The sequence below is a fragment of the Geobacillus sp. FSL W8-0026 genome (assembly GCF_037966255.1).
Taxonomy (GTDB): domain Bacteria; phylum Bacillota; class Bacilli; order Bacillales; family Anoxybacillaceae; genus Geobacillus; species Geobacillus icigianus.
The window spans coordinates 646022-658677 of the sequence record NZ_CP150194.1; the positions used below are offsets into that span (position 1 = coordinate 646022).

General features: G+C 53.7%; 8 protein-coding genes, 5 tRNA genes and 3 rRNA genes. 15 read left to right on the forward strand and 1 reads right to left on the reverse strand.

Translation table 11 applies throughout. From position 1 onward, the window contains the following. Nucleotides 1–23: 23 nt before the first annotated feature. The 7 genes from NST29_RS03220 (at nucleotide 24) to perR (ending at nucleotide 5558) form a co-directional block, all read left to right on the forward strand. On the forward strand, nucleotides 24–1028 hold the full coding sequence (locus NST29_RS03220) for an ATP-binding cassette domain-containing protein (RefSeq protein WP_033018892.1): 1005 nt from the start codon (nucleotides 24–26) through the stop codon (nucleotides 1026–1028). Further along, nucleotides 1021–1812, forward strand: coding sequence for an ABC-2 family transporter protein (locus NST29_RS03225; protein WP_033018893.1), 792 nt, complete (start codon nucleotides 1021–1023; stop codon nucleotides 1810–1812). The genes NST29_RS03220 and NST29_RS03225 overlap by 8 nt, the downstream gene beginning before the upstream one ends. Nucleotides 1813–1815: 3 nt before the next feature. Further along, nucleotides 1816–2601: an ABC-2 family transporter protein gene (locus NST29_RS03230; RefSeq protein WP_033018894.1), complete on the forward strand. Its 786-nt coding sequence runs from the start codon at nucleotides 1816–1818 to the stop codon at nucleotides 2599–2601. Between the two features lie 149 nt (nucleotides 2602–2750). Then, nucleotides 2751–3704, forward strand: coding sequence for an L-lactate dehydrogenase (locus tag NST29_RS03235; protein WP_033018896.1), 954 nt, complete (start codon nucleotides 2751–2753; stop codon nucleotides 3702–3704). 230 nt (nucleotides 3705–3934) lie between these two features. Further along, nucleotides 3935–4339: a potassium channel family protein gene (locus NST29_RS03240; RefSeq protein WP_033018898.1), complete on the forward strand. Its 405-nt coding sequence runs from the start codon at nucleotides 3935–3937 to the stop codon at nucleotides 4337–4339. A gap of 63 nt (nucleotides 4340–4402) precedes the next feature. After that, nucleotides 4403–4879 carry a thioredoxin-dependent thiol peroxidase gene (gene bcp / locus NST29_RS03245; protein ID WP_033018900.1) on the forward strand — a complete coding sequence of 159 codons (477 nt, stop codon included), beginning with the start codon at nucleotides 4403–4405 and terminating at the stop codon, nucleotides 4877–4879. 226 nt (nucleotides 4880–5105) lie between these two features. Next, the gene (gene perR, locus NST29_RS03250) at nucleotides 5106–5558 is read left to right on the forward strand and encodes a peroxide-responsive transcriptional repressor PerR (RefSeq protein WP_033019301.1); all 453 of its coding nucleotides are present in this window, start codon (nucleotides 5106–5108) and stop codon (nucleotides 5556–5558) included. 25 nt (nucleotides 5559–5583) lie between these two features. Here perR and NST29_RS03255 read toward each other — a convergent pair whose 3' ends face one another. Then, a complete protein-coding gene (locus tag NST29_RS03255) occupies nucleotides 5584–5937 on the reverse strand; it encodes a YgzB family protein (protein ID WP_033019299.1) in 354 nt (117 codons plus the stop codon). 587 nt (nucleotides 5938–6524) lie between these two features. Here NST29_RS03255 and NST29_RS03260 point away from each other — a divergent pair. The 8 genes from NST29_RS03260 to NST29_RS03295 all read left to right on the forward strand — a co-directional run bounded on the left by NST29_RS03260 (nucleotide 6525) and on the right by NST29_RS03295 (nucleotide 12616). Further along, nucleotides 6525–8082 (forward strand): 16S ribosomal RNA (locus NST29_RS03260). Between the two features lie 378 nt (nucleotides 8083–8460). Further along, nucleotides 8461–11389, forward strand: a 23S ribosomal RNA gene (locus NST29_RS03265). A gap of 215 nt (nucleotides 11390–11604) precedes the next feature. Further along, nucleotides 11605–11721: ribosomal RNA gene (gene rrf / locus NST29_RS03270) — 5S ribosomal RNA — on the forward strand. Together the 16S, 23S and 5S rRNA genes with 5 tRNA genes alongside form the textbook arrangement of a ribosomal RNA operon. Nucleotides 11722–11731: 10 nt before the next feature. Beyond that, nucleotides 11732–11807: transfer RNA gene (locus tag NST29_RS03275), tRNA-Val, on the forward strand. Nucleotides 11808–11995: 188 nt separating this feature from the next. Next, nucleotides 11996–12072 (forward strand) — tRNA-Met (locus NST29_RS03280). 4 nt (nucleotides 12073–12076) lie between these two features. After that, nucleotides 12077–12149 (forward strand) — tRNA-Asp (locus NST29_RS03285). A gap of 315 nt (nucleotides 12150–12464) precedes the next feature. Next, nucleotides 12465–12540: transfer RNA gene (locus NST29_RS03290), tRNA-Phe, on the forward strand. A 3-nt stretch (nucleotides 12541–12543) separates the two neighbouring features. Next, nucleotides 12544–12616: transfer RNA gene (locus NST29_RS03295), tRNA-Thr, on the forward strand. Nucleotides 12617–12656: the final 40 nt, after the last annotated feature.

Here is a 12656-nt window from a genome sequence, read left to right on the forward strand (position 1 = left end):
ACTAAAGAGGCGGGAGGAGAACGATGAACATCATTGAAGTTGAACAGCTGCGAAAAGAATTTAAAGTCCATAGAAGCCGCTCCGGCCTCGTCGGGGCGTTTCGCGATTTATGGACGCGCCGTTACACGACCGTTCGGGCGGTTGACGGCATTTCTTTTGCTGTCAAGCGAGGTGAAATCGTCGGTTATATCGGCGAAAACGGGGCCGGCAAGTCGACGACGATCAAGATGTTGACCGGTATTTTAACCCCGACGTCAGGTCGCATCGTCGTCAACGGGATGAACCCGCATCAAGAGCGGGAGAAATTTGTGCGCACGATCGGCGTTGTGTTCGGCCAGCGCTCGCAATTGTGGTGGGATATCGCGGTTCAAGAATCGTTTCGCTTGTTGAAAAAAGTGTACCGCGTTCCCGATGAACAGTACGACCGCCATATGGGCGAGGTGATCGAGATGCTTGAGATCGGATCGCTGCTTGATAAGCCGGTGCGCAAGCTGTCGCTCGGGCAGCGGATGCGCTGCGAGCTCGCCGCCGCGCTCATTCACAATCCGCCGCTGTTGTTTTTGGACGAGCCGACAATCGGTTTGGATGTGCTTGTTAAGCTCAACATCCGTCAGTTTTTGAAACAGTTGAACGAGCGGTACGGAACGACGATTTTGCTGACGACGCACGACATGTCAGACATCGAGGCGCTGTGCGAGCGGGTGATCATGCTTGACGAAGGAAAAATCATTTATGATGGTTCGCTCGAAACGTTAAAAGAAAAGTGGGGACAAGGAAAACGGGTGGCGTTTACATTCGCAGAAGCAACGGCCGCTCCGCCTTTGCAGGAGCTGACGGTTGGCTTGGATGTCGTCTGGAAAAAAGGAGAGCAGCCGAACATTTGGGTGGCGCACGTTCCATCGGGAGGAGTGCCGGAAGTCGTCAGCCGCGTCGCCGCCCGCTACCCGCTGCAAGATATTCGGATTTATGAAGCGTCGACGGAAGAGATCGTTCGCCACATTTACGAAGAGGGTGCGGTGCATGGATAAGTATATGGAAATGATTCGCATCCGCTTTTTAATGATGCTCGCTTACCGGACCAACTATTATACGGGGATTCTCATTTACGCCATTAACATTGCGGCGTACTACTTCCTTTGGTCGGCCGTTTATGGGGGCAGGCCGTCGATGCAAGGGATGTCGCTTGAGCAAATGACGACGTATGTCGCCATTTCTTGGCTGGCGCGGGCGTTTTATTTTAACAACCTTGACCGCGAAATCGCCATGGAAATCCGGGATGGAAAAGTAGCGGTGGAATTGATCCGCCCGTACAGCTATTTGGGAATGAAAGCAGTGCAAGGGCTTGGCGAGGGGCTGTTCCGCCTGTTCTTTTTATCATTGCCTGGGCTTTTGGTCGTATCGCTTTTTTTGCCGCTGCAGTTTCCAGAACACGCGAAAACGTGGTTCGCCTTCGCTCTGTCGCTTTTATTCAGCTTTATCATTTTTTCCGAGCTGAACTTGCTTGCGGGGGTTGTGACGTTTTTTACGTTCCGCAATGAAGGGTTGCTGCGGGCGAAGCGGTTTATCATCGACTTGTTTTCCGGGTTGATTTTGCCGCTTTCCTTTTATCCAGATTGGGCGCAGCGATGGATGCACTATTTTCCGTTTCAGGCGATCAGCTATATCCCGAGCATGATTGTTACGGAAAGCTTCCAAGGCGCCGCCGCTCGCGACGGCCTGCTCATGCAGGCGGCATGGTGCATCGCGTTGCTGTTCCCGCTTGGATGGTTATGGAGGGCGGCGAAACGGCGTCTCGTTGTGCAAGGAGGGTAAACGTTGTTTTACGTATCGGTGTTTGTTCAATACATGGGGCAATATATGAAGACGAAACTGCAATATCGTGCCGATTTGTTCGTAGAGTGGCTGTCCGACTTGATGGCTCAGGCCGTCAACTTGATCTTTTTGCTCGTTGTGTTCAGCCATACGCCGCTCCTTCACGGTTGGTCGCGCGATGAGATGTTGTTCATTTACGGCTTTTTCCTCGTGCCGTACGCCGTATTTGCGGCCTTTTTCAACTTATGGGATTTTAATGAGCGCTACATTGTCCAAGGCGAAATGGACCGCGTGTTGACGCGCCCGGTGCACAGCCTGTTTCAGATCATTCTCGAGCGAATGGAGCTCGAATCGTTGCTTGGCGCTGTGCCCGGGCTGGTCATTATGGTGTATGTCGGCAGCCGCTTGTCGCTTTCGTTCCATTGGTATGATGCCTTGATGTTTATTTTGCTTGTGGTCGGCGGGGTGTTGATTTATGCCGGCATTTTCATTTCGCTGGCGACGATTAGCTTTTTTGCCGATGCCCGCACATCCATCATGCCGATGATGTACAACATCAGCAGCTATGGCCGCTACCCGGTCGATATTTACCATCGCGTCATCCGCTATATTTTAACGTGGGTGTTGCCGTTTGCCTTCGTCGGCGTCTATCCGGCTTCGTATTTTCTCCGCAAGGAAGAATGGTATGGCTACGCGTTTTTCACTCCGGTCGTCGGCGCCTTGTTTTTTGCCATCGCCGTCATGCTTTGGAACGCTGGGGTGAGGTGGTATCGCGGGACGGGGAGCTGACTGCCCCGTCCGTTTTTTGCTTAACGGAGGCTGTCATAAAAATGCCAAACAACGGCCAAACAATTGCCATAATCGTTTATGCATAGTTCTCGCTTCATCGTGTAAAATAATTTGTGAATATATTCACAATAATGAGGAGGGAGACAGCGATGAAAAACGGAGGAGGAAATCGCGTGGCGGTCATCGGCACCGGGTTTGTCGGCGCCAGTTATGCTTTTGCTTTATTGAACCAAGGGATTGCCGATGAAATTGTGCTCATCGATGCGAATGAAAATAAAGCTGCGGGCGATGCGATGGATTTCAACCATGGGAAAGTGTTTGCGCCGAAGCCCACGGACATTTGGCATGGCGATTACCGCGACTGCCGCGACGCTGATTTAGTCGTCATTTGCGCCGGCGCCAATCAAAAACCAGGCGAGACGCGGCTTGATCTAGTGGATAAAAATATCGCCATTTTCCGCTCGATCGTTGAATCGGTTATGGCATCCGGGTTTCAAGGATTGTTTCTTGTCGCCACCAATCCGGTTGATATTTTAACATATGCGACGTGGAAGTTCAGCGGCCTGCCGCCAGAACGAGTAATCGGATCGGGCACGATTTTGGACACCGCCCGCTTTCGCTTTTTATTAGGCGAGTATTTCGCCATCGCCCCGACGAATGTCCACGCCTACATTATCGGGGAACACGGCGATACCGAGCTTCCGGTCTGGAGCCAGGCTGACATCGGCGGGGTGCCGATCCGCAAGTGGATCGAATCGAAAGGAGAACAGGCAAGGGAGGATTTGGAGCGCATTTTTGCCAACGTTCGTGACGCTGCTTATCAAATTATCGAGAAAAAAGGAGCGACATACTACGGCATCGCCATGGGGCTTGCCCGCGTGACGCGTGCCATTTTGCATAACGAAAATGCCATTTTGACCGTCTCGGCTTATTTGGACGGCTTATACGGTGAACGCGACGTCTATATCGGCGTACCAGCGGTCATCAACCGTAATGGCATCCGCGAAGTGATTGAAATCGAGCTGGACGATCACGAGCAAACTTGGTTTCACCACAGCGCCGCGACGCTGAAAGAGGTGCTGGCCCGCTTCTTTTTCCGGTGAGGAGTCGCCATGACAACGCGATTTGCGCCTCACTGAGCTGGCTGCCCGCTTTTTTTTCCAGTGAGGAGTGCGTTCGGTCAAAATGACAACTTGCCATTTGACTGGATGAGCCACTCGACAGACGGCGCCTTGGTGCGGTCGGTTGGTTTCACTCCCCGCTGGTTCCTCCCCGTCATAATTGCTTGTCCGGCCACGTATATATGAACAACGGACAAAGATGGGGGGATGCGATGGATTACGCCTTCCTCGGAGTGATTGCCGCCGTCCTCCTAGGCAGTATCACCTCGCTTTGGACGGCGCGCGTGCAAGCGACGCACCGGCTTTCGCTCGACAGCTTATGGGTGCTTGTTCAGTGGTACGTAACAATGATGCTTGGGTTTGCTATGATTTACATGATTTTGCAGATCAACGGCCATCAAGTGTTTACTCCGTCTCCGAACAGTGCCACAGGAGAACGTCTCGCTTTGCTTGAGGATAGCTTGTACTTAAGCGGTATGACGCTCTTATCCGTCGGGTACGGGGATGTGACCCCGATCGGCATCGGTCGGTGGATCGCCATTGCCGAAGCGCTTCTCGGCTACATTATGCCTGCTGTCATTGTCACGCGCACTGTATTTGACTGGGACCATCGCTGACAGTTGCAAATTCTCTTCGTCTTCGCTACGCTAAAAGAAAACAACGAAGACGGAGGGAATGCCATGACGGCAGTGATTGGCCAGCCAGCCCCGGATTTCACTTTGCCAGCAAGCAACGGGGAAATGGTGTCGCTTTCCGATTTTTGTGGTCAGTATGTCATTCTTTATTTTTATCCAAAGGACATGACGCCTGGGTGCACGACCGAGGCATGCGATTTTCGCGACCGCTATGAACGGTTTAACGAATTGAATGCCGTCATCTTAGGGGTGAGCACAGACCCAGTCAAGCGGCATGAAACGTTCGTTGAGAAGTATGAATTGCCGTTTTTGCTTCTTTCCGATGAGCAGCATCAGGTGGCAGAACTGTATGGGGTCTGGAAGAAAAAGCGGAATTTTGGCAAAGAATACATGGGCATCGAGCGCTCGACGTTCATTATCGCCCCCGATGGAACATTGGTCAAAGAATGGCGCGGGGTGAAAGTAAAGGGGCACGTCGATGAGACGCTCGCGCAGGTGGCCCGATTGGCCTCATCTAGGTAAGCGTCCAAGCAAGAACAACGTTTTTGCGTATGATGCATAGTAACCTCCTCAAATGAATGAATTGTGGCGGGCGGAAACGATTTCCGCCCTCTTTTTGTTAAATAAAGACGCGCAAGTCCGATATATTAATGGTATGTATATTGACAAAACGCCTACATTCCTTGTAGACTAATTATAAATATTATAAAATGATAATTTTTTTCATCTTTTGCAGAGAGTGAGGTGCATGACGGTGTCTGTCAATGAGCAACTCAAGGAAGCGCTGGACATGCTAAAAAAGACGGGCATACGCATTACGCCGCAGCGTCATGCGATATTGGAGTATTTGATCAGCTCAATGTCCCATCCGACGGCTGATGAGATATATAAAGCGCTGGAAGGGAAATTCCCTAATATGAGCGTAGCGACCGTCTACAACAACTTGCGGGTCTTTAAAGAAATCGGGCTTGTTAAAGAGCTGACATATGGGGATTCGTCAAGCCGATTTGACTTTGTCACATCCAATCATTATCACGTCATCTGTGAGCAGTGCGGCAAAATTGTCGATTTCCACTATCCAGCGCTCGATGAAGTCGAGCAGCTTGCCGCTCACGTTACTGGATTTAAAGTCGATCATCACCGGATGGAAGTGTACGGGGTATGTCCTGATTGCCAACGAGGTGGAGGACGGACAAATTAAAAAGCTGATAGCGCAAAAGGGGCTATCAGCTTTTCCTTTTTTTGTTGTATTTTTCATCGAACTCTTTCCCTTCAAGCTCGCGATCCAACGTCAGCGGCTCGCGACAAAACATACATAAGTCCACGCGCCCGAGCATTTTTGTCACCTTGCCGCATGAAGGACAAACGACTTGAACGGCTCTTGTCGAGAGCGTGCCGATCCAGAAGTAGACGATGCCGCTCGCGACAAGAAACAACATTCCGAACACCATAAACAATGTCATAATAATTGGGGACGTACGGAAAAATAGTCCAACATACATGACGATGACCCCGATAAAAATGAGGCTCAAGGCGAACGTACGAATTTTATTAATTTTACTTGAATATTTGATGGCCATGATTGTCCCTCCTAAACACCAATATACCATAAATCACGGGCAGAGCGAAAAAAGAAAGAAAAATCGCCTGAGGACGAATGAATGCTATTTCGTTTCAAAAAGCTATTGACTTGCTTGTCGAACGATGATATATTTTAAATCGCTGTTGCGGCAATAAAACATCACAGAAATAATAACGAATAAAAAAGATGTTGACAGCAGATAATAAAAGTGCTATGATGTAAAAGCCGCTTTCAAAGGGCAAAAATCTTGTTCCTTGAAAACTGAACGAAACGAAGCGCAACGAAAAGCTGAGGTCCGCGGGTCGCCGCGACGGGCAAATGTTCTTCACCCACAGGGGTGCTTGCACCCCGAGGGGGAAGGTTATTTGACCCCGAGCGGCGGCGGACCGAAGCTAGACAATCCGAAAAGCGGAGGCCGCTTGCCTATCGGCGAAACGCGCTGGAGGGCCTGCGAGGAGGCTATCGCCGCCGCAGCAGGACCGAAGCGTCGCGAGCCGATAGCGGCCGAAGCTAGACAATCCGAAAAGCGGAGGCTGCTTGACACGTTTGGTGTCGGCGCTGAAGCTCACAAAGCCAATCCACTTTCTTTTGGAGAGTTTGATCCTGGCTCAGGACGAACGCTGGCGGCGTGCCTAATACATGCAAGTCGAGCGGACCGAATCGGAGCTTGCTCTGGTTGGGTCAGCGGCGGACGGGTGAGTAACACGTGGGCAACCTGCCCGCAAGACCGGGATAACTCCGGGAAACCGGAGCTAATACCGGATAACACCGAAGACCGCATGGTCTTTGGTTGAAAGGCGGCCTTTGGCTGTCACTTGCGGATGGGCCCGCGGCGCATTAGCTAGTTGGTGAGGTAACGGCTCACCAAGGCGACGATGCGTAGCCGGCCTGAGAGGGTGACCGGCCACACTGGGACTGAGACACGGCCCAGACTCCTACGGGAGGCAGCAGTAGGGAATCTTCCGCAATGGGCGAAAGCCTGACGGAGCGACGCCGCGTGAGCGAAGAAGGCCTTCGGGTCGTAAAGCTCTGTTGTGAGGGACGAAGGAGCGCTGTTCGAAGAGGGCGGCGCGGTGACGGTACCTCACGAGAAAGCCCCGGCTAACTACGTGCCAGCAGCCGCGGTAATACGTAGGGGGCGAGCGTTGTCCGGAATTATTGGGCGTAAAGCGCGCGCAGGCGGCTTCTTAAGTCTGATGTGAAAGCCCACGGCTCAACCGTGGAGGGTCATTGGAAACTGGGGAGCTTGAGTGCAGGAGAGGGGAGCGGAATTCCACGTGTAGCGGTGAAATGCGTAGAGATGTGGAGGAACACCAGTGGCGAAGGCGGCTCTCTGGCCTGTAACTGACGCTGAGGCGCGAAAGCGTGGGGAGCAAACAGGATTAGATACCCTGGTAGTCCACGCCGTAAACGATGAGTGCTAAGTGTTAGAGGGGTCACACCCTTTAGTGCTGCAGCTAACGCGATAAGCACTCCGCCTGGGGAGTACGGCCGCAAGGCTGAAACTCAAAGGAATTGACGGGGGCCCGCACAAGCGGTGGAGCATGTGGTTTAATTCGAAGCAACGCGAAGAACCTTACCAGGTCTTGACATCCCCTGACCACCCAAGAGATTGGGCGTTCCCCCTTCGGGGGGACAGGGTGACAGGTGGTGCATGGTTGTCGTCAGCTCGTGTCGTGAGATGTTGGGTTAAGTCCCGCAACGAGCGCAACCCTCGCCTCTCGTTGCCAGCATTCAGTTGGGCACTCTAGAGGGACTGCCGGCGACAAGTCGGAGGAAGGTGGGGATGACGTCAAATCATCATGCCCCTTATGACCTGGGCTACACACGTGCTACAATGGGCGGTACAAAGGGCAGCGAACCCGCGAGGGGGAGCGAATCCCAAAAAGCCGCTCTCAGTTCGGATTGCAGGCTGCAACTCGCCTGCATGAAGCCGGAATCGCTAGTAATCGCGGATCAGCATGCCGCGGTGAATACGTTCCCGGGCCTTGTACACACCGCCCGTCACACCACGAGAGCTTGCAACACCCGAAGTCGGTGCGGTAACCCTGACGGGAGCCAGCCGCCGAAGGTGGGGCAAGTGATTGGGGTGAAGTCGTAACAAGGTAGCCGTACCGGAAGGTGCGGCTGGATCACCTCCTTTCTAAGGGGAAAAGCGAAGGCCGCCCGCCTATCGGCGAAACGCGCTGGAGGGCCTGCGAGGAGGCCGTTGCCGCCGCAGCAGGACCGAAGCGTCGTGAGCCGATGGCGGCCGGAGCTAGACAGTACGAAAAGCGGAAGCGCCGCGATCGGCTCTCGAAGCCAAATGTTCTTCACCCAGAGGGGTGCTTGCACCCCGAGGGGGAAGGTTATTTGGCAGAAGAGAGCCAGGCGCTGGAGCTAGACAGTAGTCCATATGCATGAACATGGCGCTTTCGTTTCGTTCAGTTTTGAGGGAACGAGTGATGTTCTCTCAATGGCAAACATCGTTCTTTGAAAACTAGATAACCGCAGAAGTAAAGGAAGAAGCCGAGACGCTGTAGGTTAAGCTAGAAAGGGCGCACGGTGGATGCCTTGGCACTAGGAGCCGATGAAGGACGGGGCAAACGCCGAAACGCTCCGGGGAGCTGTAAGCAAGCGTCGATCCGGAGATGTCCGAATGGGGGAACCCCCTGTCCGTAATGGGGCAGGATCCATGCCTGAATCCATAGGGCATGGAGGGCACACCCGGGGAACTGAAACATCTTAGTACCCGGAGGAGAAGAAAGCAAACGCGATTCCCTGAGTAGCGGCGAGCGAAACGGGAACAGCCCAAACCAAGAGGCGAGTCCTCTTGGGGTTGTAGGACCGCTCACTGTGGGAGTGAGAAAGGAACGGGGTAGACGAACCGGTCTGGAACGGCCGGCCAGAGAAGGTGAGAGCCCTGTAGTCGAAACTTCGTTCCCTCCCGAGCGGTTCCTGAGTACGGCGGGACACGGGAAATCCCGTCGGAAGCAGGGAGGACCATCTCCCAAGGCTAAATACTTCCTAGTGACCGATAGTGAACCAGTACCGTGAGGGAAAGGTGAAAAGCACCCCGGAAGGGGAGTGAAAGAGAACCTGAAACCGTGTGCCTACAAGTAGTCAGAGCCCGTTCATGGGTGATGGCGTGCCTTTTGTAGAATGAACCGGCGAGTGACGATGGCGTGCGAGGTTAAGCCGGGAAGGCGGAGCCGCAGCGAAAGCGAGTCTGAACAGGGCGTGAAGTACGTCGTCGTCGACCCGAAACCAGGTGATCTACCCATGTCCAGGGTGAAGGCCGGGTAACACCGGCTGGAGGCCCGAACCCACGCACGTTGAAAAGTGCGGGGATGAGGTGTGGGTAGGGGTGAAATGCCAATCGAACTTGGAGATAGCTGGTTCTCCCCGAAATAGCTTTCGGGCTAGCCTCGGGTGTAAGAGTCTTGGAGGTAGAGCACTGATTGGGCTAGGGGCCCTCATCGGGTTACCGAACCCAGTCAAACTCCGAATGCCAACGACTTATGCCCGGGAGTCAGACTGCGAGTGATAAGATCCGTGGTCGAGAGGGAAACAGCCCAGATCGCCAGCTAAGGCCCCCAAGTGCACGTTCAGTGGAAAAGGATGTGGAGTTGCGAAGACAACCAGGATGTTGGCTTAGAAGCAGCCACCATTTAAAGAGTGCGTAATAGCTCACTGGTCGAGTGACTCTGCGCCGAAAATGTACCGGGGCTAAACGTGCCGCCGAAGCTGCGGGATGACCGTTGGTCATCGGTAGGGGAGCGTTCTAAGGGCAGAGAAGCCAGACCGGAAGGACTGGTGGAGCGCTTAGAAGTGAGAATGCCGGTATGAGTAGCGAAAACAGAGGTGAGAATCCTCTGCGCCGAAAGCCTAAGGGTTCCTGAGGAAGGTTCGTCCGCTCAGGGTTAGTCGGGACCTAAGCCGAGGCCGAAAGGCGTAGGTGATGGGCAACAGGTGGAGATTCCTGTACCACCTCCTTCCCGTTGGAGCGATGGGGGGACGCAGGAGGATAGGGCGAGCAGGCGGCTGGAAGAGCCTGTCCAAGCAGTGAGGCTGGCCAGTAGGCAAATCCGCTGGCCGGAAGGCCAAGCTGTGATGGCGACGGAGTCATCCGGAAGTCCCCGATTTCACACTGCCAAGAAAAGCCTCTAGCGAGGGAAGAGGTGCCCGTACCGCAAACCGACACAGGTAGGCGAGGAGAGAATCCTAAGGCGCGCGGGAGAACTCTCGTTAAGGAACTCGGCAAAATGACCCCGTAACTTCGGGAGAAGGGGTGCTCTTTCGGGTGAAGAGCCTGGAAGAGCCGCAGTGAAAAGGCCCAAGCGACTGTTTATCAAAAACACAGGTCTCTGCGAAGCCGAAAGGCGACGTATAGGGGCTGACACCTGCCCGGTGCTGGAAGGTTAAGGGGAGCGCTGAGCGGAAGCGAAGGTGCGAACCGAAGCCCCAGTAAACGGCGGCCGTAACTATAACGGTCCTAAGGTAGCGAAATTCCTTGTCGGGTAAGTTCCGACCCGCACGAAAGGTGTAACGACTTGGGCGCTGTCTCAACGAGAGACCCGGTGAAATTATACTACCTGTGAAGATGCAGGTTTCCCGCGACAGGACGGAAAGACCCCGTGGAGCTTTACTGCAGCCTGATATGGAATTTTGGTATCGCTTGTACAGGATAGGTGGGAGCCTGAGAAGCCGGAGCGCCAGCTTCGGTGGAGGCGCCGGTGGGATACCACCCTGGCGGTATTGAAATTCTAACCCGCACCCCTTAGCGGGGTGGGAGACAGTGTCAGGTGGGCAGTTTGACTGGGGCGGTCGCCTCCCAAAAGGTAACGGAGGCGCCCAAAGGTTCCCTCAGAATGGTTGGAAATCATTCGGAGAGTGCAAAGGCACAAGGGAGCTTGACTGCGAGACGGACAGGTCGAGCAGGGACGAAAGTCGGGCTTAGTGATCCGGTGGTTCCGCATGGAAGGGCCATCGCTCAACGGATAAAAGCTACCCCGGGGATAACAGGCTGATCTCCCCCAAGAGTCCACATCGACGGGGAGGTTTGGCACCTCGATGTCGGCTCATCGCATCCTGGGGCTGTAGTCGGTCCCAAGGGTTGGGCTGTTCGCCCATTAAAGCGGTACGCGAGCTGGGTTCAGAACGTCGTGAGACAGTTCGGTCCCTATCCGTCGCGGGCGTAGGAAATTTGCGAGGAGCTGTCCTTAGTACGAGAGGACCGGGATGGACGCACCGCTGGTGTACCAGTTGTCCCGCCAGGGGCACCGCTGGGTAGCTATGTGCGGACGGGATAAGCGCTGAAAGCATCTAAGCGTGAAGCCCCCCTCAAGATGAGATTTCCCATCGCGTTAGGCGAGTAAGATCCCTCGAAGATGACGAGGTCGATAGGTCCGAGGTGGAAGCGTGGCGACACGTGGAGCTGACGGATACTAATCGATCGAGGGCTTAACCTAGAAAAGCGGAGGCCGCCCGCCGATCGGCGAAACGCGCTGGAGGGCCTGCGAGGAGGCTATGCCGCCACAGCAGGACCGAAGCGTCGCGAGCCGATGGCGGCCGGAGCTAGACAGTACGAAACGCGGCTTCTTCCGACGGTTATCTAGTTTTGAAGGAATGAAAAAGCCCTTGACAATCTGCTTACTTTCTTTATAATAAAATGTGTCGATAATAGCCTAGTGGTGATAGCGGAGGGGAAACACCCGTTCCCATCCCGAACACGGAAGTTAAGCCCTCCAGCGCCGATGGTAGTTGGGGCCAGCGCCCCTGCAAGAGTAGGTCGCTGCTAGGCGGATACTTATGGAGGATTAGCTCAGCTGGGAGAGCACTTGCCTTACAAGCAAGGGGTCGGCGGTTCGATCCCGTCATCCTCCACCACTTTCAAACATACAAAACAAAACTCAGCGCATCATTGAAATAAGTTCATCTTCTATCGTCGCGGGGTGGAGCAACGAGCATTTGCTTCATCGAATACGCTGCGAGTTGCCTCGACGCATCGAACATCTTTGAATCAACTGGTAGAGGAAGAGGCAACAAATATTTCAATGATACTGATCTTTTATCGTCGCGGGGTGGAGCAGTCCGGTAGCTCGTCGGGCTCATAACCCGAAGGTCGCAGGTTCAAATCCTGCCCCCGCAACCAACAAGGTCCCGTAGTGTAGTGGTTAACATGCCTGCCTGTCACGCAGGAGATCGCGGGTTCGAGTCCCGTCGGGACCGTCTTTGTTTAAAAATTATGACAACCCTATATATTTTGGTTGCTTTCTTGGTAGAGACGAGCATCAGCATCATCGAGTTTGCTGCGAGTTGCCTCGACGCATCAAGCATCTTTGAATCAGCTGGTAGAGGAAGAGGCATAGAGCAATCAATGAGCGAGTTAAAAAATAACATATGGCTCGGTAGCTCAGTCGGTAGAGACGAGCATCAGCATCATCGAGTTTGCTGCGAGTTGCCTCGACGCATCAAGCATCTTTGAATCAGCTGGTAGAGGAAGAGGCATAGAACAATCAATGAGCGAGTTAAAAAATAACATATGGCTCGGTAGCTCAGTCGGTAGAGCAAAGGACTGAAAATCCTTGTGTCGGCGGTTCGATTCCGTCCCGAGCCACCATTCGCCGGCTTAGCTCAATTGGTAGAGCAACTGACTTGTAATCAGTAGGTTGCGGGTTCAAGTCCTGCAGCCGGCATCTTTTCTTTTGCTTGAGAGTATGCAAGTGTGTGCTTCAC